This is a genomic window from Stenotrophomonas sp. YJH_SMC_79, from assembly GCF_059367995.1.
On sequence record NZ_JCAFRK010000001.1, the window covers coordinates 1 to 26021 of the forward strand.

36 protein-coding genes are annotated in these 26021 nt (G+C 64.4%); 32 read left to right on the top strand and 4 right to left on the bottom strand.

Annotation, left to right across the window (positions count from 1 at the left end; genetic code table 11):
* The 29 genes from AC5P57_RS00005 to AC5P57_RS00145 form a co-directional block, all read left to right on the top strand.
* Window positions 1–141: EF-Tu C-terminal domain-related protein (locus AC5P57_RS00005; RefSeq protein WP_487247787.1), on the top strand; the 141-nt coding region annotated here is incomplete at its 5' end.
* Between the two features lie 332 nt (window positions 142–473).
* On the top strand, window positions 474–785 hold the full coding sequence (rpsJ, locus tag AC5P57_RS00010) for a 30S ribosomal protein S10 (protein ID WP_005408208.1): 312 nt from the start codon (window positions 474–476) through the stop codon (window positions 783–785).
* Between the two features lie 11 nt (window positions 786–796).
* A complete protein-coding gene (rplC, locus tag AC5P57_RS00015; protein ID WP_004145336.1) occupies window positions 797–1447 on the top strand; it encodes a 50S ribosomal protein L3 in 651 nt (216 codons plus the stop codon).
* Window positions 1448–1459: 12 nt separating this feature from the next.
* Window positions 1460–2065, top strand: a complete 606-nt coding sequence (rplD, locus tag AC5P57_RS00020) for a 50S ribosomal protein L4 (RefSeq protein WP_049432779.1) — start codon at window positions 1460–1462, stop codon at window positions 2063–2065.
* Window positions 2062–2361, top strand: coding sequence for a 50S ribosomal protein L23 (gene rplW / locus AC5P57_RS00025; protein WP_004145338.1), 300 nt, complete (start codon window positions 2062–2064; stop codon window positions 2359–2361). The genes rplD and rplW overlap by 4 nt, the downstream gene beginning before the upstream one ends.
* A 10-nt stretch (window positions 2362–2371) precedes the next feature.
* On the top strand, window positions 2372–3199 hold the full coding sequence (gene rplB / locus AC5P57_RS00030; protein WP_004145339.1) for a 50S ribosomal protein L2: 828 nt from the start codon (window positions 2372–2374) through the stop codon (window positions 3197–3199).
* Window positions 3200–3205: 6 nt separating this feature from the next.
* A complete protein-coding gene (gene rpsS / locus AC5P57_RS00035; RefSeq protein ID WP_004154485.1) occupies window positions 3206–3475 on the top strand; it encodes a 30S ribosomal protein S19 in 270 nt (89 codons plus the stop codon).
* Between the two features lie 12 nt (window positions 3476–3487).
* Window positions 3488–3823 carry a 50S ribosomal protein L22 gene (gene rplV / locus AC5P57_RS00040; protein ID WP_004145348.1) on the top strand — a complete coding sequence of 112 codons (336 nt, stop codon included), beginning with the start codon at window positions 3488–3490 and terminating at the stop codon, window positions 3821–3823.
* Between the two features lie 18 nt (window positions 3824–3841).
* On the top strand, window positions 3842–4576 hold the full coding sequence (gene rpsC / locus AC5P57_RS00045; protein ID WP_004145350.1) for a 30S ribosomal protein S3: 735 nt from the start codon (window positions 3842–3844) through the stop codon (window positions 4574–4576).
* A gap of 5 nt (window positions 4577–4581) precedes the next feature.
* Window positions 4582–4995, top strand: coding sequence for a 50S ribosomal protein L16 (gene rplP / locus AC5P57_RS00050; RefSeq protein WP_004154486.1), 414 nt, complete (start codon window positions 4582–4584; stop codon window positions 4993–4995).
* On the top strand, window positions 4995–5180 hold the full coding sequence (gene rpmC / locus AC5P57_RS00055; RefSeq protein ID WP_004154487.1) for a 50S ribosomal protein L29: 186 nt from the start codon (window positions 4995–4997) through the stop codon (window positions 5178–5180). Before rplP ends, rpmC begins: the two co-directional genes overlap by 1 nt.
* Window positions 5181–5191: 11 nt before the next feature.
* Window positions 5192–5461 carry a 30S ribosomal protein S17 gene (rpsQ, locus tag AC5P57_RS00060; RefSeq protein ID WP_004154489.1) on the top strand — a complete coding sequence of 90 codons (270 nt, stop codon included), beginning with the start codon at window positions 5192–5194 and terminating at the stop codon, window positions 5459–5461.
* Between the two features lie 12 nt (window positions 5462–5473).
* Window positions 5474–5842, top strand: a complete 369-nt coding sequence (rplN, locus tag AC5P57_RS00065) for a 50S ribosomal protein L14 (RefSeq protein WP_004145357.1) — start codon at window positions 5474–5476, stop codon at window positions 5840–5842.
* 16 nt (window positions 5843–5858) lie between these two features.
* Window positions 5859–6176 (top strand): 50S ribosomal protein L24, encoded by a 318-nt coding sequence (gene rplX, locus AC5P57_RS00070; RefSeq protein WP_004154490.1) that lies wholly within the window; start codon window positions 5859–5861, stop codon window positions 6174–6176.
* A gap of 11 nt (window positions 6177–6187) precedes the next feature.
* Complete coding sequence (rplE, locus tag AC5P57_RS00075; RefSeq protein ID WP_004154491.1) at window positions 6188–6730, top strand: 50S ribosomal protein L5; 543 nt, start codon at window positions 6188–6190, stop codon at window positions 6728–6730.
* Window positions 6731–6748: 18 nt separating this feature from the next.
* Window positions 6749–7054, top strand: a complete 306-nt coding sequence (gene rpsN / locus AC5P57_RS00080; RefSeq protein WP_005408209.1) for a 30S ribosomal protein S14 — start codon at window positions 6749–6751, stop codon at window positions 7052–7054.
* Window positions 7055–7311: 257 nt separating this feature from the next.
* Window positions 7312–7710, top strand: coding sequence for a 30S ribosomal protein S8 (rpsH, locus tag AC5P57_RS00085; RefSeq protein WP_005408210.1), 399 nt, complete (start codon window positions 7312–7314; stop codon window positions 7708–7710).
* An 18-nt stretch (window positions 7711–7728) separates the two neighbouring features.
* Entirely contained in the window at window positions 7729–8253 is a 525-nt protein-coding gene (gene rplF / locus AC5P57_RS00090; protein WP_099551229.1) for a 50S ribosomal protein L6, read from the top strand.
* Window positions 8254–8333: 80 nt separating this feature from the next.
* Window positions 8334–8693, top strand: a complete 360-nt coding sequence (rplR, locus tag AC5P57_RS00095) for a 50S ribosomal protein L18 (protein WP_024957318.1) — start codon at window positions 8334–8336, stop codon at window positions 8691–8693.
* A 161-nt stretch (window positions 8694–8854) separates the two neighbouring features.
* On the top strand, window positions 8855–9397 hold the full coding sequence (gene rpsE, locus AC5P57_RS00100; RefSeq protein ID WP_004145411.1) for a 30S ribosomal protein S5: 543 nt from the start codon (window positions 8855–8857) through the stop codon (window positions 9395–9397).
* Window positions 9390–9581, top strand: a complete 192-nt coding sequence (gene rpmD / locus AC5P57_RS00105) for a 50S ribosomal protein L30 (RefSeq protein ID WP_004154497.1) — start codon at window positions 9390–9392, stop codon at window positions 9579–9581. Before rpsE ends, rpmD begins: the two co-directional genes overlap by 8 nt.
* A gap of 6 nt (window positions 9582–9587) precedes the next feature.
* The gene (gene rplO, locus AC5P57_RS00110; protein WP_004154498.1) at window positions 9588–10031 is read left to right on the top strand and encodes a 50S ribosomal protein L15; all 444 of its coding nucleotides are present in this window, start codon (window positions 9588–9590) and stop codon (window positions 10029–10031) included.
* 7 nt (window positions 10032–10038) lie between these two features.
* A complete protein-coding gene (secY, locus tag AC5P57_RS00115; protein WP_049447091.1) occupies window positions 10039–11406 on the top strand; it encodes a preprotein translocase subunit SecY in 1368 nt (455 codons plus the stop codon).
* A gap of 347 nt (window positions 11407–11753) precedes the next feature.
* Window positions 11754–12110, top strand: a complete 357-nt coding sequence (gene rpsM, locus AC5P57_RS00120; protein WP_004154500.1) for a 30S ribosomal protein S13 — start codon at window positions 11754–11756, stop codon at window positions 12108–12110.
* 11 nt (window positions 12111–12121) lie between these two features.
* Entirely contained in the window at window positions 12122–12511 is a 390-nt protein-coding gene (gene rpsK / locus AC5P57_RS00125; RefSeq protein ID WP_004145443.1) for a 30S ribosomal protein S11, read from the top strand.
* A 15-nt stretch (window positions 12512–12526) separates the two neighbouring features.
* Window positions 12527–13156 carry a 30S ribosomal protein S4 gene (gene rpsD / locus AC5P57_RS00130; protein ID WP_004145446.1) on the top strand — a complete coding sequence of 210 codons (630 nt, stop codon included), beginning with the start codon at window positions 12527–12529 and terminating at the stop codon, window positions 13154–13156.
* A gap of 55 nt (window positions 13157–13211) precedes the next feature.
* Window positions 13212–14210: a DNA-directed RNA polymerase subunit alpha gene (locus tag AC5P57_RS00135; RefSeq protein WP_005408216.1), complete on the top strand. Its 999-nt coding sequence runs from the start codon at window positions 13212–13214 to the stop codon at window positions 14208–14210.
* 191 nt (window positions 14211–14401) lie between these two features.
* Window positions 14402–14785, top strand: coding sequence for a 50S ribosomal protein L17 (gene rplQ / locus AC5P57_RS00140; RefSeq protein WP_005408217.1), 384 nt, complete (start codon window positions 14402–14404; stop codon window positions 14783–14785).
* A 232-nt stretch (window positions 14786–15017) separates the two neighbouring features.
* The gene (locus AC5P57_RS00145; protein ID WP_010483974.1) at window positions 15018–15524 is read left to right on the top strand and encodes a disulfide bond formation protein B; all 507 of its coding nucleotides are present in this window, start codon (window positions 15018–15020) and stop codon (window positions 15522–15524) included.
* A gap of 64 nt (window positions 15525–15588) precedes the next feature.
* Here the strand turns inward: AC5P57_RS00145 and AC5P57_RS00150 are convergent, their stop codons facing one another.
* Window positions 15589–17715, bottom strand: a complete 2127-nt coding sequence (locus tag AC5P57_RS00150) for a TonB-dependent receptor (RefSeq protein ID WP_262235954.1) — start codon at window positions 17713–17715, stop codon at window positions 15589–15591.
* A 221-nt stretch (window positions 17716–17936) separates the two neighbouring features.
* Here AC5P57_RS00150 and AC5P57_RS00155 point away from each other — a divergent pair, with 221 nt between their 5' ends.
* Both AC5P57_RS00155 and AC5P57_RS00160 read left to right on the top strand, forming a co-directional pair.
* On the top strand, window positions 17937–19328 hold the full coding sequence (locus AC5P57_RS00155) for a class II 3-deoxy-7-phosphoheptulonate synthase (RefSeq protein ID WP_099551227.1): 1392 nt from the start codon (window positions 17937–17939) through the stop codon (window positions 19326–19328).
* A 652-nt stretch (window positions 19329–19980) separates the two neighbouring features.
* A complete protein-coding gene (locus AC5P57_RS00160) occupies window positions 19981–21123 on the top strand; it encodes a mechanosensitive ion channel family protein (RefSeq protein WP_099551250.1) in 1143 nt (380 codons plus the stop codon).
* Window positions 21124–21179: 56 nt separating this feature from the next.
* Here the strand turns inward: AC5P57_RS00160 and AC5P57_RS00165 are convergent, their stop codons facing one another.
* The 3 genes from AC5P57_RS00165 to typA are packed head-to-tail and all read right to left on the bottom strand — an operon-like array spanning window position 21180 to window position 25170.
* Complete coding sequence (locus AC5P57_RS00165; RefSeq protein WP_262235956.1) at window positions 21180–22802, bottom strand: amidase; 1623 nt, start codon at window positions 22800–22802, stop codon at window positions 21180–21182.
* A 41-nt stretch (window positions 22803–22843) separates the two neighbouring features.
* Window positions 22844–23311, bottom strand: coding sequence for a DUF2127 domain-containing protein (locus AC5P57_RS00170; protein WP_005415426.1), 468 nt, complete (start codon window positions 23309–23311; stop codon window positions 22844–22846).
* 11 nt (window positions 23312–23322) lie between these two features.
* Window positions 23323–25170 carry a translational GTPase TypA gene (typA, locus tag AC5P57_RS00175; protein ID WP_032129766.1) on the bottom strand — a complete coding sequence of 616 codons (1848 nt, stop codon included), beginning with the start codon at window positions 25168–25170 and terminating at the stop codon, window positions 23323–23325.
* A 273-nt stretch (window positions 25171–25443) separates the two neighbouring features.
* On the opposite strand from typA, the gene AC5P57_RS00180 reads away from it, so the two are divergent.
* Window positions 25444–25935, top strand: coding sequence for a peptidylprolyl isomerase (locus AC5P57_RS00180; protein WP_005408225.1), 492 nt, complete (start codon window positions 25444–25446; stop codon window positions 25933–25935).
* Window positions 25936–26021 lie beyond the last annotated feature (86 nt).

The following is a 26021-nucleotide window of genomic DNA, read 5'->3' on the forward strand; positions in this document are numbered from 1 at the left end:
GAAATGGTGATGCCGGGTGACAACGTCAAGATGGTCGTCACCCTGATCAACCCGGTGGCAATGGACGAAGGCCTGCGCTTCGCCATCCGCGAAGGCGGCCGTACCGTCGGCGCCGGCGTGGTCTCGAAGATCATCGAGTAATCTGGTAGTATCTGCGCCCCGATGTTGCCTGGGTAGGGCATCGGGGCGTATCAAATGGGAAAGCAGGCACAGGATGTGCCTTGTGTTCCCCGGGCCAGGAAGGGTCAATGCCATTCAGGCGGCGTCAACAGGCGACTGTTGACAGCTGCCTTGCGTGCCATTATGCTTCTACGTCTGGGCAGGCCGGGTAACTGGTCTGCCTACGTTTTTGAGGTCTATGGAGTGACCTTGGCGGCCTGCAGGACTGTGGGCCGTCCGTATTCAGGAATTTCATGGGACAAAGCAACCCAGAGGCTTTGTCTGTCGCTCTTTTAACGAAGGAACCTACCGCCATGGCGGACCAAAAGATCCGGATCCGGCTGAAAGCGTTCGATCATCGTCTGATCGACCGTTCGGCCAGCGAGATCGTTGAAACGGCAAAGCGGACCGGCGCGCAAGTGCGTGGCCCGATCCCGCTGCCGACCAAGATCGAGCGTTACACCGTTCTCGTTTCCCCGCACGTCGACAAGGACGCGCGTGACCAGTACGAGACCCGCACGCACAAGCGCGTGCTCGATATCGTTGACCCGAATGACAAGACCGTGGACGCGCTGATGAAGCTCGAACTGGCTGCCGGCGTCGACGTTCAGATCAAGCTGACCTGAGGACTACGACCATGACGAAGAAGTATTCGTTGGGCTTCGTGGGCCGCAAGGCTGGCATGAGCCGCGTGTTCACTGAAGATGGCCGCTCCATCCCGGTGACCCTGATCGAAGCAACCCCGAACCGCATCGCGCAGATCAAGACCGTCGAAACCGACGGCTACAGCGCCGTGCAGGTGACCGTCGGCGCGCGTCGCGCTGCCCTGGTCAACAAGCCGGAAGCCGGCCACTTCGCCAAGGCGAAGGTGGAAGCGGGTCGTGGCCTGTGGGAATTCCGCGTTGAAGACGCGCAGCTCGGCGATTTCGCCGTTGGCGGCGAAGTCAAGGCGGACATCTTCGAAGTCGGCCAGATCGTCGACGTCCAGGGTGTCACCAAGGGTAAGGGCTTCCAGGGCACCATCAAGCGCCACAACTTCCGTATGGGCGATGCAACCCACGGTAACTCGCTGTCGCATCGCGCGCCGGGTTCGCTGGGTCAGCGCCAGACCCCGGGTCGTGTTTTCCCGGGCAAGAAGATGTCGGGCCACATGGGCGCGGTGCAGCAGAGCACCCAGAACCTGGAAGTGGTCAAGGTCGACGTCGAGCGCGGTCTGATCGCGGTTCGCGGCGCCGTTCCGGGCGCGGCGGGTGGCGATGTGATCGTCCGTCCGGCGAGCAAGGCATAAGGAGAGATGACGATGGAACTCGTTATCACGGGTAGCAACAACAAGGTCTCGGTCTCCGAAGCCGTGTTCGGTCGCGATTTCAGCGAAGATCTGGTCCACCAGGTCGTCGTTGCCTATCGCAACGCCGGTCGCGCCGGCACCAAGGCACAGAAGACTCGCTCTGAAGTGGCTGGTACCACCAAGAAGTCGAAGAAGCAGAAGGGCGGCGGCGCGCGTCATGGCGCACTGACGGCTCCGATCTTCGTCGGCGGCGGTGTCACCTTCGCGGCCAAGCCGCGCAGCTTCGAGCAGAAGGTCAATCGCAAGCAGTACCGTGCCGCCATGTGCGCGATCCTGTCCGAGCTGAACCGTCAGGGCCGTCTGACCATCGTGGAGTCCTTCGACGTCGAAGTGACCAACACGAAGGGTCTGATCGCCAAGCTGGCCGGCCTGGAAGTGGGCAAGCGCCCGCTGATCGTCACCGAAGAAGCGTCCGAGCACCTGTACCTGTCCGCCCGCAATCTGCCGTACGTGCAGGTGCGTGACGTCCAGGGTCTGGATCCGGTCTCGCTGGTGGGTGCCGACACGGTCGTCATCACCGCTGACGCGGTCAAGAAGGTCGAGGAGTGGCTGGCATGAACAGCAACGAAAAAATCTTCAGCGTGCTGCGTGCCCCGCGTGTCTCCGAAAAGACCGCGCGCCTGCAGGAACTCTCCAACCAGTATGTCTTCGAAGTTTCGAACGAAGCCACCAAGGCCGATGTAAAGGCCGCGGTTGAGCAGCTGTTCGACGTCAAGGTCGAAGCCGTCAACGTGGTCAACGTCAAGGGCAAGAACAAGTCCTTCCGTAACCGTGCTGGCCGCCGCGGCGATTGGCGCAAGGCGTACGTTCGCCTGGCCGATGGCCAGTCGATCGATGTAACGGCCAAGGCCTGAGGTACATCCCATGCCATTGATGAAATTCAAGCCCACTTCCCCCGGCCGCCGTTCGGCCGTGCGCGTGGTCACTCCCGACCTGCACAAGGGTGCTCCGCACGCTGCGCTGGTCGAGTCGCAGAGCCGCTCGGGTGGTCGTAACCACCATGGCCGCATCACCGTGCGTCACGTCGGTGGTGGTGCCAAGCAGCACTACCGCATCATCGACTTCAAGCGCAACAAGCTGGGCATCCCGGCGCGCGTGGAACGCATCGAATACGATCCGAACCGCACCGCCCACATCGCTCTGCTGTGCTACGTCGACGGTGAGCGTCGCTACATCATCGCCCCGAAGGGCCTGAAGGCTGGTGATCAGGTGATCGCTGGTTCGGATGCCCCGATCAAGGCCGGCAACACCCTGCCGCTGCGCAACATCCCGGTCGGCACCACCATCCACTGCATCGAACTGAAGCCGGGCAAGGGCGCTCAGATCGCTCGCGCCGCTGGTGCGGCCGTGCAGCTGGTGGCTCGCGAAGGCATCTACGCCACCCTGCGCCTGCGCTCGGGTGAAATGCGCAAGGTTCCGGTCGAGTGCTGCGCCACCATCGGCGAAGTCGGCAACGACGAGCACAGCCTGGAAAAGCTGGGCAAGGCCGGTGCCAAGCGTTGGCGCGGCGTCCGCCCGACCGTTCGTGGTGCAGCCATGAACCCGGTTGACCACCCGCACGGTGGTGGTGAGGCGAAGGCCGGCCAGGGTAATCCGCATCCGGTCACCCCGTGGGGTGTCCCGACCAAGGGTTACAAGACGCGCCATAACAAGCGCACTCAGCAGTTCATCGTCCGCGATCGTAGGGGCTAATCGACCATGGCACGTTCACTCAAGAAGGGCCCGTTCGTCGATCACCACCTCGTCAAGAAGGTGGAGGCCGCTGCGGGCAGCAAGAAGCCGATCAAGACCTGGTCGCGCCGTTCGATGATCCTGCCTGACATGGTAGGCGTCACCATTGCCGTGCATAACGGCAAGAACCACATCCCGGTTCTCGTCAACGAGAACATGGTCGGCCACAAGCTCGGCGAATTTGCCATCACCCGGACCTTCAAGGGTCACGGTGGTGACAAGAAGTCGGGCAAGTAAGGAGAGATGACAATGGAAGCGAAAGCCATCCTGCGCACTGCGCGCATCTCCCCGCAGAAGGCTCGTCTGGTCGCTGACCAGGTGCGCGGTCTGCCGGCCGAGCGTGCGGTCAACCTGCTGAAGTTCTCGGACAAGAAGGCTGCCCACCTGATCAAGAAGGTGGTGGAGTCGGCTATTGCAAATGCCGAGAACAACCAGGGCGCCGACGTCGACGAGCTGAAGGTTCAGACCATCATGGTTGATGAAGGTCCGACCCTGAAGCGTTTCATGGCGCGGGCGAAAGGCCGCGGTACCCGCATCCTCAAGCGCACCAGCCACATCACTGTGGTTGTGGGCGCCGCCAAGTAAGCGGATAAGGAAAAGACCATGGGTCATAAAGTTCATCCGATTGGTATCCGCCTCGGCATTTCCAAGGACTGGAACTCCAAGTGGTACGCCAACAAGGCCGAGTTCGCTGGTTACCTGGCAGCCGACCTGAAAGTGCGCGAAATGCTGCGCAAGAAGCTGGCTCAGGCCGGCATCAGCAAGATCCTGATCGAGCGTCCGGCCAAGACCGCTCGCGTGACGATCCACACCGCCCGTCCGGGCGTGGTGATCGGCAAGCGCGGTGAGGACATCGAGAAGCTGCGCAAGGAAGTGAGCGAGATGATGGGCGTCCCGGCGCACATCAACGTCACCGAAGTGCGCAAGCCGGAACTGGACGCGCAGCTCGTTGCCGAGTCGATCGCCCAGCAGCTGGAGCGTCGCATCATGTTCCGCCGCGCAATGAAGCGCTCGGTCGGCAACGCGATGCGCCTGGGTGCCCTGGGCATCAAGGTCAACGTGGGTGGCCGCCTCAACGGTGCAGAAATCGCCCGTTCGGAGTGGTACCGCGAAGGCCGCGTGCCGCTGCACACCCTGCGTGCCGACATCGACTATGGCTTCGCTGAAGCCAAGACGACCTACGGCATCATCGGCATCAAGGTCTGGATCTACAAGGGCGAGGTCTTCGATTTCTCCCAGGTTGGCCAGGAAAAGCAGGACGACACCCCGTCGCGCAACGATCGTCACGATCGCGGCGACCGTGGTGACCGTCAGCGCCCGGCCCGTGAAGCGAGGTAACGACAATGTTGCAACCCAAGCGAACCAAGTACCGCAAGGTACACAAGGGCCGTAACGATGGCCTGAGCTGGAGCGCCAACGCTGTCAGCTTCGGCGAATACGGCCTGAAGGCAACCGCACACGGTCAGCTGACCGCGCGTCAGATCGAAGCGGCCCGCCGCTCGATCAGCCGCTACGTCAAGCGCGGCGGCAAGATGTGGATCCGCGTGTTCCCCGACAAGCCCATCACCAAGAAGCCCATCGAAGTCCGAATGGGTTCTGGTAAGGGTAACGTGGAATACTGGGTGGCCCAGATCCAGCCCGGCCGCATGATCTATGAAATCGAGGGTGTTTCCGAGGAAGTGGCTCGCGAGGCGTTCCGCCTGGCCGCCGCCAAGCTCTCGGTCACCACCACTTTCGTGACCCGTACGGTGCGCTGATGGATATCAAAACTCTCCGTGAAAAGTCGGCTGACGAACTCAAGGCCCACCTGATCGACCTGCGTAAGGAACAGTTCTCTGTCCGTATGCAGCAGGTCACCGGCCAGCTGCCGAAGACCCACGACATTCGCCGGGTCCGTCGCGAGATTGCTCGCGTCAAGACCCTGCTCGGCAGCACGAAGTAAGGATGGCCGCTATGAGCGACAATACTGAAAAGAAGACGCTGCGCACGGTCGAAGGCCGTGTCGTCAGCAACAAGATGGACAAGACGGTTACCGTCCTGGTTGAGCGTCAGGTCAAGCACGCGCTGTACGGCAAGTACATCAAGCGCTCGACCAAGCTGCACGCCCACGATGCCGACAACGCCTGCAAGGAAGGCGACGTCGTCCGCGTGACCGAGATTGCTCCGATGTCCAAGACCAAGAACTGGCGCGTGGTGGAAGTCATCACGCGTGCGGCTGAATAAGGAGTCTGAATCATGATCCAGATGCAGAGCTACCTTGACGTCGCGGACAATTCGGGTGCCAAGCAGGTGATGTGCTTCAAGGTGCTGGGTGGTTCCAAGCGCCGTTACGCCGGCATCGGCGACATCATCAAGGTCACCGTGAAGGATGCGATTCCGCGCGGCAAGGTCAAGAAGGGTGAAGTGTATGACGCCGTCGTGGTGCGTACCCGCAAGGGTGTGCGTCGCGCCGACGGCTCGCTGATCCGCTTCGACGGCAACGCTGCCGTTCTGCTGAACAGCAAGCAGGAGCCGATCGGTACCCGTATCTTCGGGCCGGTGACCCGTGAACTTCGTTCGGAGAAGTTCATGAAGATCGTCTCGCTCGCTCCCGAAGTGCTGTGAGCGACAGGAGATAATCATGGCTAACCGTATCAAGAAGGGCGACCAGGTTGTCGTCAACGCTGGCAAGGACAAGGGCAAGCAGGGCGAAGTCGTCCGCGTCGACGGCGACCGTGTGGTCGTCGCCAACGTGAACATCGTCAAGCGCCACACCAAGCCGAACCCGCAGGCAGGTGTTGCCGGCGGCGTGGTCGAGCGCGAAGCTTCGATCCATATCTCCAACGTGAATGTTCTGAACCCGGCTTCGGGCAAGGGCGAGCGCGTTGGCTTCAAGGTGCTGGAGGATGGACGCAAACTGCGTGTGTTCCGCTCCAGCGGTGAGGCGCTCGACGCCTGAGGAATGAGAAGATGAGTTCCCGTCTCGAAAAGTTCTACAAGGACGAAGTGGTGCCGGCGCTGATGAAGCAGTTCGGCTACACCAATCCGATGGAAGTGCCGAAGCTGGTCAAGGTCACCCTGAACATGGGTGTCGGCGAAGCGGCCACCAACAAGAAGATCCTGGAAAACGCCGTCGGCGACATGACCAAGATTTCCGGCCAGAAGCCGGTTGTCACCAAGTCGCGTGTGTCGGTTGCGTCGTTCAAGATCCGCGATGGTTGGCCGATCGGCTGCAAGACCACGCTGCGTCGCCACAAGATGTACGAGTTCCTGGATCGCCTGATCAACATCTCGCTGCCGCGCGTGCGCGACTTCCGTGGTGTTTCCGGTCGTTCCTTCGACGGCCGCGGCAACTTCAACATGGGTGTGAAGGAGCAGATCATCTTCCCGGAAATCGACTTCGACGCCGTCGACGCGATCCGCGGTATGGATATCGCCATCACCACCACTGCGAAGACCGACGCGGAAGCGAAGGCGCTGCTGGCAGCGTTCAAGTTCCCGTTCCGTAACTGATCTGTCGAGGAAACCGAAATGGCAAAGACCTCCATGGTCAACCGCGACATCAAGCGGGAAAAGCTGGCAAAGAAGTACGCTGAAAAGCGTGCAGCTCTGAAGAAGATCGTGTCCTCCGTGGACGCGACCTACGAAGAGAAGATCGACGCCGCAACCAAGCTGGCCAAGCTGCCGCGCGATTCGTCGCCGAGCCGCCAGCGCAACCGTTGCGAGCTGTCGGGTCGTCCGCGTGGCGTCTACAGCAAGTTCGGCCTGGGCCGTAACAAGCTGCGTGAAGCCACCATGCGTGGCGACGTCCCGGGTCTGCGCAAGGCCAGCTGGTAATCCCAGCCGGCCCTGCGATCGGGAGCCCCACCGGGGTTCCTGAGCCGGGCAGGGGAGGCATTCAGCCTTCCCGACGCAAAAAAACCGAAGAGCCCGGCGCAAGCCGGGCTCTTTTGGCGTATACTCCCGCGTCTTGCCCTGTGCAAACGGGGTTGTAGGAGTGGGCTTCCGGCCCGCTGCATCAAGGGACCTGGCCCGTTTCCAGGAGACAACAGATTTTCGCGAAAGCGGATATCGGTGCACTCAAAGGTACTCATATGAGCATGACTGATCCCATCGCCGACCTGCTGGTCCGCATCAAGAATGCGGCTGCGGTTGGCAAGCAGACGGTGAAAGCCCCGTCGTCCAAGATCAAGGTTGCGATCGCCCAGGTCCTGAAGGACGAGGGTTACATCACCGACCTGCGCGTGACCCAGCTGGAAAACAACAAGTCCGAGCTGGAAATCGTGCTGAAGTATTTCGAAGGCAAGCCGGTCATCGCGACCCTGAAGCGCTTCTCGCGTTCGGGCCTGCGCCAGTACCGCGGCAAGAGCGAGCTGCCGAAGGTCATGAACGGCCTGGGTATCTCCATCATTTCCACCTCCAAGGGCATCATGACTGATGCGCAGGCGCGCCAGCTGGGCGTCGGCGGCGAAGTCCTGTGCTTCGTGGCCTAAGGCGAAAGGAGTAGAACTATGTCCCGCGTAGCCAAGAAGCCGATCGACCTGGGTAAGGTTGAACTGAACGTCCAGTCGGACAGCGTCACCGCCAAGGGCCCGAAGGGCACCCTGTCGCTGGCCAAGCCGGCCGGTATTGCCATCAACGTCGACAACGGCGTTGCCACCCTGAGCACCGAGAACGCCGACCTGGTCGCACTGACCGGCACCGTGCGTGCGATCCTGTCCAACATGGTCAAGGGCGTGTCCGAAGGCTTCGAGCGCAAGCTGGAGCTGGTCGGCGTGGGTTACCGCGCTGCCATGCAGGGCAAGGACCTGAGCCTGTCGCTGGGCTTCTCGCACCCGGTCGTGTTCGTGGCGCCGGAAGGCATCACCATCACCACCCCGACCCAGACCGAGATCCTGGTCCAGGGCGCTGACAAGCAGGTCGTCGGTGAAGTTGCCGCCAAGATCCGCGCGTTCCGCAAGCCGGAGCCGTACAAGGGCAAGGGCGTGAAGTACTCCGACGAAGTCATCATCCGTAAGGAAGCCAAGAAGGCGTAAGCGCGAGTCCCTCGCAAGAGCCTGCACATCCCTGTGCGGACTCCTCAGGGAAAAGCCCATCCTTCAGCTTTCAAGGAATAATCAAAATGAACAAGAACATCGCCCGCCTGCGTCGCGCCAAGTCGACCCGCGCCCACATCCGTGAGCTCGGCGTCGCCCGCCTGTCGGTGCTGCGCACCGGCCAGCACCTGTACGCCCAGGTCTTCACCGCCGACGGTTCCAAGGTGCTGGCTGCCGCCAACACCACCCAGACCGACGTCATGGAAGGCCTGAAGAACGGCAAGAACGCCGACGCCGCCGCCAAGGTCGGCCGCATCGTCGCTGAGCGCGCCAAGGCCGCCGGCGTCGAGAAGGTTGCCTTCGATCGTTCGGGCTACCGCTACCACGGCCGCATCAAGGCCCTGGCAGAAGCCGCCCGCGAAGCCGGCCTGCAGTTCTAAGGGATAAGGGCAGGGGACCTGTGGTCTCCTGCCCGCCTGCTCGCCAGCCTGAGTGAGGCTGGACGGCGCCACTCTTCTGCAGTGGCCCACCGGAACAACGCGACATTCCACAACCATAAGCGGCCCCGAGCCGTACATACCCAAACTACCAAGGAATCAAAATGGCAGAAGAGCGTCAGCAGCGGGGTCGCGATCGCGACCGTAACCGCGAAGAGAAAGTCGACGACGGCATGATCGAAAAGCTGGTCGCGGTCAACCGCGTCAGCAAGACCGTCAAGGGTGGCCGCCAGTTCACCTTCACCGCCCTGACCGTTGTCGGCGACGGCGAAGGCAAGGTCGGTTTCGGCTATGGCAAGGCCCGCGAAGTGCCGGTCGCCATCCAGAAGTCGATGGAACAGGCCCGCAAGAACCTGGTCAGCGTTGACCTGAACAACGGCACCCTGTGGCACACCATCAAGGATGGTCACGGCGCAGCCCGCGTGTTCATGCAGCCGGCTTCCGAAGGTACCGGCGTCATCGCCGGCGGTGCCATGCGCGCCGTGCTGGAAGCGGTTGGCGTGAAGAACGTGCTGGCCAAGGCCACCGGTTCGCGCAACCCGATCAACCTGGTGCGTGCCACCGTGAAGGGCCTGTCTGCTGCGCAGTCGCCGGCTCGCATCGCGGCCAAGCGCGGCAAGAAGGTGGAGGAACTCAACCATGGCTAATGAGTCCAACAAGACTGTGAAGGTGCGCCTGGTGCGTGGCCTGCGTGGTACCCAGTCGCGTCACCGCCTGTCGGTGCGTGCCCTGGGCCTGAACAAGCTCAACGATGTGCGTGAACTGAAGGACAGCCCGCAGGTTCGCGGTCTGATCAACACCGTTCACTACCTCGTCAAGGTTGAGGAGTAATCGATCATGACTCTGCGTCTCAATGAACTGAGCCCGGCACCGGGCGCCCGCACCGAGCGCACCCGCGTCGGTCGCGGTATCGGCTCGGGCCTGGGCAAGACTGCCGGCCGCGGCCACAAGGGTTCGTTCGCCCGCAAGGGTGGCGGCAAGATCAAGGCTGGCTTCGAAGGCGGCCAGACCCCCATGCAGCGTCGTCTGCCGAAGATCGGCTTCCGTTCGCCGATCGCCAAGGACACCGCTGAAGTGCTGCTGTACGCGCTGGACAAGCTGCCGGCCGGTGAGATCGACTTCGCCGCCCTGCGTGCTGCCAAGCTGGTCCCGAGCACTGCCAAGAAGGCCAAGGTCGTCGTCAAGGGCGAAGTGACCAAGGCGTTCACCCTGAAGGGTATTGCTGCCACGGCTGGTGCCAAGGCCGCGATCGAAGCTGCCGGCGGCAGCGTAACGGAGTAAGAAAATCATGGCGCAAGCTGGCATCGGTAACCTCGCGGGCGGAATGGGCAAGTTCACTGAACTTCGCCAACGTTTGCTGTTCGTCGTCGGGGCTTTGATCGTCTATCGCATCGGCTGCTACGTGCCGGTGCCGGGCGTCAATCCCGATGCCATGCTTGCCATGATGCAACAGCAGGGCGGCGGCATCGTGGACATGTTCAACATGTTCTCGGGCGGCGCCCTGCACCGTTTCAGCATCTTCGCGCTGAACGTGATGCCGTACATCTCGGCATCGATCGTGATGCAGCTGGCCGTGCACATCTTCCCCGCCCTGAAGGCGATGCAGAAGGAAGGTGAGTCCGGCCGCCGCAAGATCACCCAGTATTCGCGCATCGGCGCCGTGCTGCTGGCAGTGGTGCAGGGCGGCTCGATCGCACTGGCCCTGCAGGGCCAGGTCTCGCCGTCGGGCGCTCCGGTGGTGTATGCGCCGGGCATGGGCTTCGTGCTCACCGCCGTGGTCGCGCTGACCGCCGGCACCATGTTCCTGATGTGGGTCGGTGAGCAGGTCACCGAGCGCGGCATCGGCAACGGCGTGTCGCTGATCATCTTTGCCGGTATCGTCGCCGGCCTGCCGGGTGCGGTCATCCACACCTTCGACGCCTACCGCGACGGCAACATCCAGTTCATCCAGCTGCTGCTGATCGCCATTGTCGTGCTCGCCTTCACCTTCTTCGTGGTGTTCGTCGAGCGCGGCCAGCGCCGGATCACGGTGAACTACGCGCGCCGCCAGGGCGGTCGCAACGCGTACATGAACCAGACCTCGTTCCTGCCGCTGAAGCTCAACATGGCCGGCGTCATCCCGGCGATCTTCGCCTCGAGCCTGCTGGCCTTCCCGGCCACCCTGGCCATGTGGTCCGGCCAGGCTGCCAACCAGAGCAGCATGGGCCAGATCCTGCAGAAGGTCGCCAATGCCCTGGGCCCGGGCGAGCCGCTGCACATGATCGTCTTCGCCGCGCTGATCACCGGTTTCGCGTTCTTCTATACCGCGCTGGTGTTCAACTCGCAGGAAACCGCCGACAACCTGAAGAAGTCGGGCGCGCTGATTCCGGGCATCCGTCCGGGCAAGGCAACCGCCGACTACATCGACGGCGTGCTGACCCGCCTGACCGCAGCCGGCTCGGCCTACCTGGTGATCGTCTGCCTGCTGCCGGAACTGATGCGCACGCAGCTGAACGCCTCGTTCTACTTCGGCGGTACTTCGCTGCTGATCGTGGTGGTGGTGGTGATGGACTTCATCGCCCAGGTGCAGGCGCACCTGATGTCCCACCAGTACGAGAGCCTGCTGAAGAAGGCCAACCTGAAGGGTGGCAACCGCGGCGGTTTTGCCCGCGGCTGATTGGCCTGTTATACTTTCGTCTTCCTGACGTGATGGTCCCTCCGCTTCGCGGACTCCGGCCACACAAACGAAGGGCGGCCCCCGCAGCGGTTCCGGGTGGGGGTGTGATGAGGTGGTCCCGCGCTGGAGTAGCGCGGGCGGCCCCGGGGGAAACCCCAGGTCCAACCCCATCCGGCGCCGGAGCCTGGGCACACTCCCCAGGCCGGGTTCATGAAACCAATGGTTTCACGGGCTTCCATGTAAACCGGAACCTTGTTAGTATCGCTAGTTCACTTTTTTGATCCATCCTGCCGGATTGGCGTGCCCGAGGCGCGCTGTCGGCCATCACTCAGCTGGAGAACCGCGTCATGGCGCGTATTGCAGGCGTCAACCTGCCAGCCCAGAAGCACGTCTGGGTCGGGTTGCAAAGCATTTACGGCATCGGCCGTACCCGTTCGAAGAAGGTCTGCGAAGTCGCAGGCGTTGCTTCGACCACCAAGATCCGCGATCTGTCGGAGCCGGAAATCGAGCGCCTGCGCGCCGAAGTCGGCAAGTACATCGTGGAAGGCGATCTGCGCCGTGAGATCGGCATCGCGATCAAGCGCCTGATGGACCTGGGCTGCTACCGCGGCCTGCGTCACCGTCGTGGCCTCCCGCTGCGTGGCCAGCGCACCCGTACCAACGCCCGCACCCGCAAGGGTCCGCGCAAGGCGATCAAGAAGTAAGGGACTGAGAAATGGCTAAGCCCGCTGCTAAGACCAAGAAGAAGATCAAGCGCGTCGTCACCGACGGCGTTGCCCACGTCCACGCTTCGTTCAACAACACCATCGTCACCATCACCGACCGCCAGGGCAACGCTCTGTCGTGGGCGACCTCCGGTGGCGCTGGCTTCCGTGGTTCGCGCAAGTCGACCCCGTTCGCTGCCCAGGTGGCTGCTGAAAAGGCCGGTCGTGCTGCGCTGGACTACGGCGTGAAGTCGCTGGAAGTCCGCATCAAGGGCCCGGGTCCGGGCCGTGAGTCGGCCGTGCGTTCGTTGAACAACGTCGGCTACAAGATCACCAACATCATCGACGTGACGCCTATCCCGCACAACGGGTGCCGTCCGCCGAAGAAGCGTCGCGTCTAAAGGGAGCGATAAGAAATGGCTCGTTATATCGGTCCTACCTGTAAGCTCGCCCGTCGCGAAGGCGCCGACCTGTCCCTGAAGAGCCCGGCGCGTGCGCTGGACTCCAAGTGCAAGCTGGAGCAGAAGCCCGGCCAGCACGGCGCCACTGCCCGCAAGGGCAAGCTGTCCGACTACGCCACCCAGCTGCGTGAAAAGCAGAAGGTCAAGCGTATCTACGGCCTGCTGGAGCGTCAGTTCCGCAACTACTACAAGAAGGCCTCGACCAAGAAGGGCAACACCGGCGAGAACCTGCTGCAGCTGCTGGAAACCCGCCTGGACAACGTCGTCTACCGCATGGGCTTCGCCGTGACCCGTCCGGCTGCCCGTCAGCTGGTGTCGCACCGCGGCGTCACCGTGAATGGCAAGTCGGTCAACCTGGCTTCGTACCAGGTCAAGGCTGGCGACGCCATCGCCCTGTCTGAAAAGGCTGCCAAGCAGCTGCGCGTCCAGGAAGCCCTGACCGTCGCCGCCCAGCATGACCTGAGCCCGTCGTGGGTTGAAGTGGATTCCGGCAAGTTCACCGGCATCTTCAAGGCTGTTCCGGATCGTTCGGATCTGCCTGCGGACATCAACGAAGCGCTGATCGTCGAGCTGTATTCGAAGTAATTCACATTGGAGAGCCCCCGGCGACGGCCGGGGGTTCACTAGGAGAACCCGCAACATGACGGTTACCGCCAACCAGGTTCTGCGTCCTCGCGGTCCGCAGATCGAACGCCTTACCGACACCCGTGCAAAGGTCGTTATCGAACCTTTGGAGCGGGGTTACGGGCATACGCTGGGTAATGCCCTGCGTCGCGTGCTGCTGTCGTCCATCCCGGGCTTCGCCATCACGGAAGTCGAAATCGACGGCGTGTTGCATGAGTACACCACGGTCGAAGGTCTGCAGGAGGACGTGCTCGAAGTCCTGCTGAACCTCAAGGACGTGGCCATCCGTATGCACTCCGGCGACAGCGCCACCCTGTCCCTGTCCAAGCAGGGTCCGGGCGTTGTCACCGCTGCCGACATCAAGGTCGACCACAATGTGGAGATCCTGAACGGCGACCATGTTATCTGCCACCTGACCAAGGACACGGCAATCAACATGCGTCTGAAGATCGAACGTGGTTTCGGCTACCAGCCGGCTGCCGCGCGTCGTCGTCCGGACGAAGAAACCCGTGCCATCGGCCGCCTGGTCCTGGATGCCTCGTTCTCGCCGGTCCGCCGCGTCGCCTATGCCGTGGAAGCGGCCCGCGTCGAACAGCGTACCGACCTGGACAAGCTGGTCATCGATATCGAGACCAACGGCACCATCGATGCCGAGGAAGCCGTGCGCACCGCCGCCGACATCCTCAGCGACCAGCTGTCGGTGTTCGGTGACTTCACCCACCGCGACCGCGGTGCGGCGAAGCCGGCCAACAACGGCGTGGATCCGGTGCTGCTGCGCCCGATCGACGATCTGGAGCTGACCGTGCGTTCGGCCAACTGCCTGAAGGCTGAAAGCATCTACTACATCGGCGATCTGATCCAGAAGACCGAAGTGGAGCTGCTGAAGACCCCGAACCTGGGCAAGAAGTCGCTCACCGAGATCAAGGAAGTGCTGGCTCAGCGCGGCCTGTCGCTCGGCATGAAGCTGGAGAACTGGCCGCCGGCCGGCGTCGCCAGCCACGGCATGCTGGGCTGATATCGGTAATGCCTGGAGGCTCCACCGGCAACGGTGGAGCCTTCAACGCAACACAACACGCCACGACGAACCCCAGGTTCGCGCGGCAGGTCGTCCAGGATGGGCGGCCAGGACCATCCGCAGTCCACGCAGCAACGCCAGGATGGCGACAACGATCCACACAGCCCCATCATTAACCAAGGAATATCACCATGCGTCACCAGAAGTCTGGCCGTAAGTTCAGCCGCACCAGCGCCCACCGCGAAGCGATGTTCAAGAACATGGCTGCCTCGCTGTTCAAGCACGAGCTGATCAAGACCACCCTGCCGAAGGCCAAGGAACTGCGCCGCGTTGCCGAGCCGCTGATCACCCTGGCCAAGGTCGACTCGGTCGCCAACCGCCGTCTGGCCTTCGCCCGCCTGCGCGACAACGAAGCCGTGGGCAACCTGTTCACCATCCTGGGCCCGCGCTACGCGAACCGTCCGGGCGGCTACCTGCGCCTGCTGAAGTGCGGCTTCCGCGCGGGCGACAACGCGCCGATGGCCTACGTCGAGCTGGTTGACCGTCCGGTCGTGGCCGAGGAAGTGGCCGAGTAATCGGACCGCTCCAACGCGACACAGCGAAAGCCCGGCCTCTGCCGGGCTTTTGCGTTCTGGTAGCGCCGGGCCATGCCCGGCGTTTCCGTTTCTGCTGCGCCCGCCGGGCATGGCCCGGCGCTACCCGCAGCAGGCTCTGACCCACACCGTTCCGACAGGCGTCACCTGTGGCGGTTCGAATGGCGCGCGCTCTCGGTTACGCTTGGCGTCTTGATCCATTCGAGCGTTGACGATGAATCCACTGCGCTGGCCCTTCCGTGCCCAGTTCTTCCTGGGCTTCCTGATCTGCGCAGGCCTGCTCGGCTACGCCATCTTCCTGCAGCTGAAGATGGGCCTGGAACCGTGTCCGTTGTGCATCTTCCAGCGCCTGGCGTTCGCTGCGCTGGGCCTGCTGTTCCTGATCGGTGCGCTGCACGGACCGTCCAACCGCCCCGGCCGGGCGACCTATGGCGTTCTGGCCTTCATCGCCGCGGCAGTAGGCGTCGGCATCGCCGCGCGCCACGTCTACGTGCAGATGCTGCCGCCAGAAATGGGTTCCACCTGTGGCCCGCCGCTGGCCTTCCTGAGCGAGACCATGGGGCCGCTGGAAGTGTTCCGCACGGTGCTGACCGGTACCGGCAACTGCGGCAACATCGACTGGACCTTCCTGGGCCTGACCATGCCGATGTGGTCGGGTGTGTGGTTCGTGCTGCTGGCGCTGTGGGCGCTGGTGGTGTCGCTGCGCAAGGTCAAGCGCTGAAGCAGGGGAGTGCCGGCCGCTGGCCGGCACACCGTGGCAATGCCGGCCAGCGGCCGGCACTACCTCAGAAGTCCTGCTGCAGGCTCAGGTAAGCACCACGGCGCGGCCCCCACTGCGGCGCGAACACGCCAACACCGCCACCGTCGCGCAGCTGGTAGCTGCGGTCCAGCGCGTTGATCACCGCCAGCTGCACGTGCAGCGGATGCCCACTGTCGGCGTTGAAGTCGTGCCCGGCGCTGAGGTTCACCTGCAGGTACGACGGCAGCTCGCCGCCATTGGGCACGCCTTCGATGTCCGAACGCAGGCCGCTGCCGAACACGTAGTTGGCGCCGATCCGGTTGTGCCCGGCGAAGGCGTAGCTGAGCCCACCGGACGACGTCAGCTTCTGGTCGTGGTCGAGGTGGATCCAGTGGTTGGCCACATAGGCCAGCGCTTCCGGGTCGAGGTTGTACTGGCTGGTGATGACGTCGGTACCGATGGCCTTGTTCAGCGCGGCGTTGAAGTAGGCACTGAACGGACCGTTGCTGTAGTCGGCGCTGAACTCCAGGCCACGGATGTGACCACGGCGGTAGTTGAAGGTCGAATAGATGTAGGCGGCGCCGAACTGGCCTTCGTCCTGCAGCCGCGCGACGCGACGATCGTACGCATCCAGGCCCAGGGTCAGGTGTTCGCCCAGTTGCTGCGAGACGCCGATGTCGTAGTAGTCGCTGCGCTCGGCCAGCGGTGTGTTGTTGCCGCCGCTGGGCTGCTGGTTGGTGGTGCCGTCGTACAGGGCGATGTCGCCGCTGGCGATCAGCTCGCTGGCCGGTGGCGTGAAGTAGCGCGAGTAGCCGGCATGCACGGTGGTGCTGTCGCTGGCATTCCAGACCACGCCCACGCGCGGGCTGAGCTGGCCCTCGGTGCGGCCGAAGGCCCTGTAGCGGTCGCCACGCAGGCCGTAGTTGACGGTCCAGTCGTCGCCGATCTTCCATTCGTCCTGTACGTACAGTGCCAGCGTGCTGGCATGGAAGGCGCTGCGGTCGGGGATCAACAGCGGTGTGGTGCTGGACTGCTGGCCGCCGTCATCAACCGGGAACACCCAGCTGTTGCTGTTCGCCCGCGCGTTCTCGTAATTGCCGTACAGGCCATAGCGCAGCGTGTGGTCGTTGCCCAACGGCGTTGAGAAGTCGGCCTGCAGGGTGTTGGCGCGGTTGCTGCGCTGGACCTGCGAGGCGACGCCACTGAACACCAGGTCGCCGATGACATCCGGGTTGAACGCCACATCGCTGTAGCGCTGCCCGGCCGACAGCTGGTAGGCGGTGCTGCCGAGCGTGCCCTGCAGCACCAGCATGCCGAAGCGCGTGGTCTCGCGCTGGGTCTCATCCAGTTGGCTTGAGTCGAAGGTCGTGGTGTCGAGGTAGCCGAACTGCGGTGCCTGGCCCGGATTGACCGGAATCTGGAAGCGGTTGTTGGCGAAGCCGGCGAACACGCTCAGGCGGGTGTTCTCATTGACCAGGTAGGTGAGGTCGGCGAATGCCTTGCCCTGGTGGGTGTCGTCGTGCAACGGCTTGCGCGTGCTGGTGGGGTTCTCCAGGCCGACGTCGTTCTGGTCGTAGTTGCCGGTCAGGAACCAGCTCCAGCGCCCCTGGTTGCCCCACCAGGAGGCGTCCGGATTGACCTTGCCGAACGAGCCGGTGGTCAGCCCCGCGCTGCCGCCGTTGCCCAGTTCGGCACCGTTGCGGGTGGTGATGTCGACCACCGCGGCGGTGCGCTCGCCGAACTGCGCCGGCAGTGCGCCGTCCATCAGGCGGATGCTCTTGATGGTGCGCGCGTCCAGGGTCTGGCCGAAGCCGGAGATCGATTCCGGCAGCAGTACGCCGTTGATGCGGTACTGCAGATTGGCGTGGTCGCCGCGGACGTGCACGCCGCCGTAGGAATCCTGGACCACGCCCGGGGCCTGCAGCAGTACCTGGCTGAGCGGCGCGGAGGCGCCCAGTGGCTGCTTCTGGATGTCCTCGGCGGTGATCTGGTACTGGCTGCTGCCGATGTCCGGCGACAGCGTGTTGCGCGCCTGGTCGAGCTGGGCGTGGACGGTGACTGCGTCCAGGTCCCTGACGGACGAAGGGGTGTCGTCGGCTGCCGAGGCGAAGGCGGGCAGGCTGGCCAGGGCCAGGGCGAAGGTGATGCCGGTAGCGAGGGGCGAGGGCTTCATGGTGGGAGAGGTGGCGGCTGGATGTGGAAGGGGCCGGTCCATGACGTAGAAGTGTTACTCCGTAACAAAGCATGCGCCTGTCCCGGGCGGCTGACCATGCAGGATCTGGCCGCTGGCGTCGGCCTTTCCCTGCCGTTCAGGCGAGCAGGCCGGCCGGATCGGCCCTTTGCGTCAGCGGCTGGCTCTGCGACCATGACCGCCCCCCATCCCGGAAGTCTGCAATGAGCCTGTCCGCCGTTCCGCCCGTCCCCGATCCCGCCGCGACCGTCGCCGGCGCTGCCTGGTCGCCGGAGAGCTGGCGTGGCAAGACCGCGCTGCAGATGCCGACCTACCCCGACCCGGTGGCACTGGACGCGGCCCTGCACGAGCTGAAGCGGTTGCCGCCGCTGGTCACCTCATGGGAGATCCTGGCGCTGAAGCAGCAGCTGGCCGAGGCCCAGGAAGGCAAGCGCTTCCTGCTGCAGGGCGGCGACTGCGCCGAGAATTTCAGCGACTGTGAATCGGGCACCATCTCCAACCGGCTGAAGGTGCTGCTGCAGATGAGCCTGGTGCTGGTGCACGGCCTGCGCCAGCCGGTGATCCGTGTTGGCCGCTTCGCCGGCCAGTACGCCAAGCCGCGCTCGGCCGACACCGAGACCCGCGACGGCGTGACCCTGCCCAGCTATCGCGGCGATGTGATCAACGCGCCGGCCTTCACCGAAGCGGCACGCCTGCCGGACCCGAAGCGGATGCTGCAGGCACACGCACATTCGGCGATGACGATGAACTTCGTGCGCGCGCTGATCGACGGTGGTTTCGCCGACCTGCACCACCCCGAGTACTGGAACCTGGAGTGGGTGCGGCATTCGCCGCTGGCGGCCGAGTACCAGAAGATGGTGGCCTCGATCGGCGATGCAGTGCACTTCATGGAGACCCTCGCCGGGGCTCGCGTGCACAACCTCAACCGGATCGATTTCTACACCTCGCATGAAGCACTGCTGCTGCCCTACGAGCAGGCGTTGACCCGGCAGGTGCCGCGCCAGCAGGGCTGGTTGAACCTGAGCACGCACTACCCGTGGATCGGCATGCGCACCGCTGCGCTGGATGGCGCGCACGTGGAATACCTGCGTGGCGTGCGCAATCCGATTGCGATCAAGGTGGGCCCGTCGGTGACGCCGGACCAGCTGCTGCGCCTGATTGACGTGCTCAACCCGCATGACGAGCCGGGCCGCCTGAGCTTCATCCACCGCATGGGCGCAGCGCAGATTGCCGAGAAGCTGCCGCCGCTGCTGGACGCGGTCAAGCGCGATGGTCGTCGCGTGCTGTGGGTATGCGATGCGATGCATGGCAATACCGAGAGCACCGCCAACGGTTTCAAGACACGTCGCTTCGACAACGTGCGCGGTGAGGTGGAGATGTCGTTCGATCTGCATGCGGCCGCAGGCACGCGCCTGGGTGGCGTGCACCTGGAGCTGACCGGCGAGGACGTGACCGAGTGCACCGGTGGCGCACGCGAGCTGACCGAGCGTGACCTGGAACGTGCGTATCGTTCGACGGTGGATCCGCGGTTGAATTACGAGCAGTCGCTGGAGATTGCGATGGCGATCGTGCGCAAGCAGGAGCAAGTGCGGTAAGTGTGTTGCGGCAGGGCTTGCAGCCCTGCACCTGCGGACGCAACGGCAACGGCCGAAGCAACGGCAACGGCCGAAGCAACGGCAACAGCATGGATTCCGTGGGATGGCGGGGCGGTGTCGGAGTGCGGGGGCGCTGCAAGTACGTCCCTGTAAGCTTGGCAGCCGCATCCATGCGGCTGACACCCCGCACTCCGACACCGCCCCACCTTTGACAGATTCCCGCGGCTGTTGGTGGGTGTCGACCTTGGTCGACACGGTAGATCCACGCCATGCGTGGATGCTTTGGGATTCCAATTCGAAATATTCGATTCCGATGGAGATTCATCCACGCATGGCGTGGATCTACTGCAGATCGCGGGAATCTGTCGAAGGCGGGGTGGGTCCGGTTGTGGGAGTGTCCGCGGCATGGATGCCGCGGCCAAGCCCCCAAGGACGGGTTTACGGCGTCTCCCGCAACCGGACCCACCCCGCCATCCCACAGGAAACCCGCTTCTGCTTCGGCTGTTGCTGTTGCTGTTGCTGTTGCTCCAGCACGCAGCAGGTGCAGGGCTGCAAGCCCTGCCGACCAACACCCTTCTTACGAACGACTGACGTGACGCTCATGCGGCATGCGCGAGGCTGTCCGCTTGCTGTTCGAGTGGAGGTGGCAACGGTGCACTGGCAAAGCGCACAGGCCTACGCATGGCCGTTGGGATTGGCAGCAGTAGTGGGCGGCATCGGCGCGTGGCTGATCCTGTGGATCTATCATCGATTGAAAGGGCGTGATCGCCGGCGCGCCCGCATCGGTCGCGTGCTCGGGCTGCCGATGGCCACCGCGTGGCCACTGCTGCTGTTGATCCCCGCGTTGCAGGCCACGCCGCTGCAGGATCCTGTACTGGGTAATCTGCAGCATGTGCTGCACATCGCGCTGACCGCATGCTTCATCTGGCTGCTGGTACGCGTGGTGGCGGCGGGCGAGCGCGCGATCCTGCGCAGCCATCCCATCGATGTCTCCGACAACCTGGAAGCGCGCCGCATCCAGACTCAGACGCGGGTGCTCAGCCGTGTGCTGATGGGCGGCATCATCGTGCTGGGCGCATCGCTGGTGCTGCTGACCTTCCCGATGGTGCAGAAGATCGGTACCGCCCTGTTGGCCTCAGCGGGCCTGATCGGCCTGGTGGCCGGTATCGCGGCCAAGCCGGTGTTCGGCAACCTCATCGCCGGCCTGCAGATCGCGGTGACGCAGCCAATCCGGCTGGATGACGTGGTGATCGTTGAAGGTGAGTGGGGGCGTATCGAGGAGATCGGCAGCAGCTACGTGGTGGTGCGCATCTGGGACGAGCGGCGGATGGTGGTGCCGCTGACCTGGTTCATCGAGAACCCGTTCCAGAACTGGACGCGGCGCAGCGCCGACCTGCTCGGCACCGCGTTCCTGTGGTTGGACTACCGTGCGCCGATCGCGGCGATCCGCGCCGAGCTGGAGCGCATCTGTCGTGGCGAAGCGCTGTGGGATGGCCGGGTCTGCGTGACCCAGGTGACCGAGACCAGCGAGCGTGCGATCCAGGTGCGACTGCTGGTCAGCGCGCGCAGTTCCGGCGATGCCTTCGACCTGCGCTGCCTGGTGCGCGAGCGCATGCTTGATTTCCTCGCACGTGAACATCCGCAGTCGTTGCCGCAGGTACGTGCGCGGCTGCAACACGAAGATGAGCTGGATATGCCGCGTGGTCCACGTGCGCGTACCGCGGATGTGCGTTCGCCAGGTGCTGAAGATGGTGAGGCTGCGATCGTGCCGGTGGAGCTGGAGCCCGAACGGTAGCGCCGGCCGCTGGCCGGCGACCCCGGATCTGCCGGCCAGCGGCCGGCACTACCGGATCAGGGCTCGCCGGCGTCGATCAGCGCATCGGTATCGAAGTGCGGCGGGCGCCGTGCGCGCGTGCGCTGTTCGTACGCGTAGGCCATTTCGATCAGCTTCGGTTCGCTCCAGGCGGTGCCCATGAACAGCAGGCCGACCGGCAGGCCGTCGATCTGGCCCATCGGCACGGTCAGGCTGGGGTAACCGGCCACGGCAGCGGCGCTGTAGCTCTCGCCGGGGAAGTCGTCGCCTTCGCTGCGGATCGCCCATGCGACGCCGGTGGTCGGTGCCACCAGCGCATCGAGTTGATGGGCGGCGAGGGCGGCGTCGATGCCTTCCGGGCCGGCCAGGCGGCGCGCATCGCTGCGCGCGCGGATGTAAGCGGGATCGGCCAGGCCGGCGGTGGCATCGGCCTCCACCAGCAGCTCCTGGCCGAACAGGCCCAGTTCCTGCTTGCTGTGCGCCTGGTTGAAGGCGATCAGGTCGGCCAGGGTGCGCAGTGGTGCGCGGTGGGTGCTGAAGTAGCGCTCCAGCCCGGCCTTGAATTCGTACAGCAGCAGCGTGCGCTCGGCCTCGGCCCAGGCGCCCTGATTGGGCAGCTCTACCGGCACCACCACGGCGCCGGCGCGGCGCAGTTCGGTCGCCGCCTGATCGATCAGCGGCGGCATGCCACGGTACTTCAGCAGCGGCGTCTGCAGCAGGCCGATGCGTTTGCCGCGCAGGCCCTGCGGGTCCAGGCGCGCGGTGTAGTCGTAGACCGCACGGCCGGGCATGGTCGCGGTGGCCGGATCGGCGTCATCGCGGCCGGCGATCGCGGTCAGCACGGCAGCAGCATCGGCGACGCTGCGGGTCATCGGCCCGGCGGTGTCCTGGCTGAAGGAGATCGGCACGATGCCATCGCGGCTGACCAGCCCGACAGTCGGCTTCAGGCCGACCACACCGTTGATCGCGGCCGGGCAGACGATGCTGCCGTCGGTCTCGGTGCCGATCGCCACGCTGGCGAGGTTGGCGGCCACCGCCACCGCACTGCCGCTGCTGGAGCCGCAGGGCGAGTGGCTGAGGCGATAGGGGTTGCGGGTCTGGCCGCCGCGGGCACTCCAGCCGGAAATCGAATCGTTGCCGCGGAAGTTGGCCCACTCGCTGAGGTTGGTCTTGCCCAGCACCACGGCGCCGGCCTCGCGCAGGCGCCGCACCAGGTAGGCATCGTCCGGGCGGAAGCCCTGCAGCGCCAGCGAGCCGGCACTGGTGGCCATCGGCGCGGCGTTGATGTTGTCCTTGAGCAGCAGCGGGATGCCATGCAGCGGGCCGCGCAGGCGGCCTTCGCGGCGCTCGCGGTCGCGGGCGGCGGCTTCCTTCAGGGCATCGGGGTTGAGTTCGATCACCGCGCGCAGGCGTGGCCCGGTGCGGTCCAGCGCGGCGATACGCTGCAGGTAGGCCTGGGTCAGGGTGGTGCTGTCCAGCTCACCGGCGGTCATCCGCGCCTGCAGGTCGGCGACATCGGTTTCGGCGTACGGGAACGGCACGTTGCGGCTCGCAGGTTCGGCCGCATGCGCGCTGGGCGTGGCCGGGCTGCAGCCAGCCGAAAGCAGCGCAGGCAGCGCGGCGAGCAGGCAGGTCAGCAGAGGCGGCAAGGACGGGCGCATGGGGCGGCTTGGTCGGCTCCAATCCCCAGTGTAGCCGCTGCTCAGCGGTGGCGCTTGCGCAGGTCGCGGGCGAGGACGTAGACCACGATCAGGTTGATCGCCAGGATCGTCCAGGACGGCCAGCCGGGATGACGGATGATCGCGAAGATATCGAAGGGCAGGTACAGCGAGGCGGTCAGGCAACCCAGCCAGGAGGCCCAGGCCTTGGCCCGCCACAGGCCCCAGGCTTCGACCAGGTGCAGCAGGCCGTAGCCGATCATCCCCGCCGCGGCCAGGTGCACCGCGTCGGGGCTGATCATGTGCAGCAGCGAGGGCAGGGTGCCATGGTCCGGATCCAGGCTGAAACGCCGGATCAGGACCATGATGCCGTGCCGCAGCGGCTGCGGTCCGAGCACTTCCAGCCCGGTGGCGGCCAACAGCGCCAGCATCGCCTTGCTCGCTTCGAGCAGGGCGATGACATGGAGACCCGGATGCCGGTGTGGATCCGGGTTGTAGCCGCTCTGGTTCACGGGGTGCTGGCTCAGCCGCCGCGCGAAGCCTTCTTGCGGTCGCTTTCGGTCAGGAACTTCTTGCGCAGACGGATCTCCTTCGGGGTGATCTCGACCAGCTCGTCGTCTTCAATGAAGTCCAGGGCCTGTTCCAGCGAGTACTTGATCGCCGGGGTCAGCTGGATCGCATCGTCCTTGCCCGAAGCGCGCATGTTGGTCAGCGGCTTGGTCTTGATCGCGTTGACGGTCAGGTCGTTGTCCTTGGAGTGGATACCGACCAGCTGACCTTCATACACGTTGTCGCCTTCAGCAGCGAACAGCTTGCCGCGCTCCTGCAGCGGGCCCAGCGAGTAGGCCGGCGTGGTGCCCGGCGCATTGGCGATCATCACGCCGTTGATGCGCTTGGCGATCGCGCCCTGTTCCTTCGGACCGTAGTGGTCGAACACGTGGAACAGCAGGCCCGAACCCTGGGTCAGGGTCTTGAACTCGTTCTGGAAGCCGATCAGGCCACGGGCCGGGATCGAGTATTCCAGGCGCACGCGGCCCTTGCCGTCCGATTCCATGTTCTTCAGCTGGCCCTTGCGGGTGCCCAGCTTTTCCATCACGCCGCCCTGGTGGATTTCTTCGATGTCCACCACCAGCTGCTCGATCGGCTCCATCATCTGGCCGTCGATTTCCTTGATGATCACTTCCGGGCGCGACACGGCCAGCTCGTAGCCTTCGCGACGCATGTTCTCGATCAGCACCGACAGGTGCAGTTCGCCACGGCCGGAGACCAGGAACTTGTCGGCGTCTTCCAGCTGCTCGACCTTCAGGGCCACGTTGTGGACCTTTTCACGGTCCAGGCGGTCCTTGATCTGGCGGCTGGTCAGGAACTTGCCACCGGACAGGTCCTTGTTGCCGGCGAACGGCGAGTTGTTGACCTGGAAGGTCATCGAGATGGTCGGCTCGTCGACGGTCAGCGCCGGCAGGGCTTCCGGGGTGTCCGGGGCGCAGATGGTGTCGGAGATGGTCAGCTCCTGGATGCCGGAGATGGCCACGATGTCGCCGGCCTCGGCGGTATCCTGCTCGATGCGCTCCAGGCCCATGAAGCCCAGCACCTGCAGCACCTTGCCGTTGCGCTTCTTGCCTTCACGGTCGATGACCGCGACCTGCATGTTCTTCTTCAGGGTGCCGCGCTGGATGCGGCCGATGCCGATCACGCCCACGAAGTTGTTGTAGTCCAGCTGGCTGATGCGCATCTGGAACGGGCCTTCCGGGTCAACTTCCGGACGCGGCGCGTGCTGCATGATCGCTTCGTACAGCGGGGTCATGTCGCCGTCGCGCACGGTGTCTTCCAGGCCGGCGTAGCCGTTCAGGCCCGAGGCGTAGACGATCGGGAAGTCCAGCTGCTCGTTGGTGGCGCCGAGCTTGTCGAACAGGTCGAAGACCTGGTCGATCACCCATTCCGGACGGGCGCCCGGACGATCGACCTTGTTGACCACGACGATCGGCTTGAAGCCCATCGCGAAGGCCTTCTGGGTCACGAAGCGGGTCTGCGGCATCGGGCCGTCCATCGCATCGACCAGGATCAGCACGGTGTCGACCATCGACAGCACGCGCTCGACCTCACCACCGAAGTCGGCGTGGCCGGGGGTGTCGACGATGTTGATCCGGTTCTTGATGCCGGTCTTCTTGTCTTCCCAGGTAATGGCGGTGTTCTTGGCCAGGATGGTGATGCCGCGTTCCTTTTCCTGGTCGTTGCTGTCCATCACGCGCTCGGCGAGGACGGTGCGCTCGGACAGGGTGCCGGACTGCTTCAGCAGCTGGTCGACCAGGGTGGTCTTGCCATGGTCGACGTGGGCGACGATGGCGATGTTGCGAAGATTTTCGATGGACATACGAAAGGGGGCCAGTCGGCGCCGGATTTGGAAAAAGAAGTCCAACATTATACGTCGAACTTGACGATTCGCGAAAAGGTGGATTTCACACCCGTCGCGGGACCCATTCAGGTGGCTGTCCGCTGCCTCTGCCGGGGCGGCCAGGGCCGGGAGACGGGGCTTCCCATCCGCGGGCTGAAGCCGGGTTCTTCACCGATGGTCGAAGCCGCCGCCGCCACGAGGCAGGTGTAAACTAGGTGGCTAGACGCGTTCCCCTCTGCATCAAGGATCTTCATGTCCCTCATCGCCACTTTCGACACCACCCAGGGCCCGATCAAGGTCGAGCTGTTCGCCGACAAGGCGCCGCTGACCGTGGCCAACTTCGTGAACCTGGTCAAGCACGGCTTCTATGACGGCCTGATCTTCCACCGCGTGATCGCCGACTTCATGATCCAGGGCGGCTGCCCGCAGGGTCGTGGCACCGGCGGCCCGGGCTACAAGTTCGAAGACGAGAAGAATGGCGTGAAGCACGAGGTCGGCTCGCTGTCGATGGCCAACGCCGGCCCGAACACCAACGGCAGCCAGTTCTTCATCACCCACATCAAGACCGACTGGCTGGACGGCCGCCACACCGTCTTCGGCAAGGTCCTGGAAGGCCAGGCCATCGTCGATTCGGTCAAGCAGGGTGACGTGATCCATTCGATCACCCTGGAAGGCGACGTCGACGCCGTGCTGGCCGCCCAGGCCGACCGCGTCGCCGAGTGGAACAAGCACCTCGCCGCCTGATCCCCCTTCGAAACGGCCACCCACGGGTGGCCGTTTCCCTGTTCCCCGCCGCCCGCCAGGCCTGCGTGGCTCCGCCCGCGGCGTCC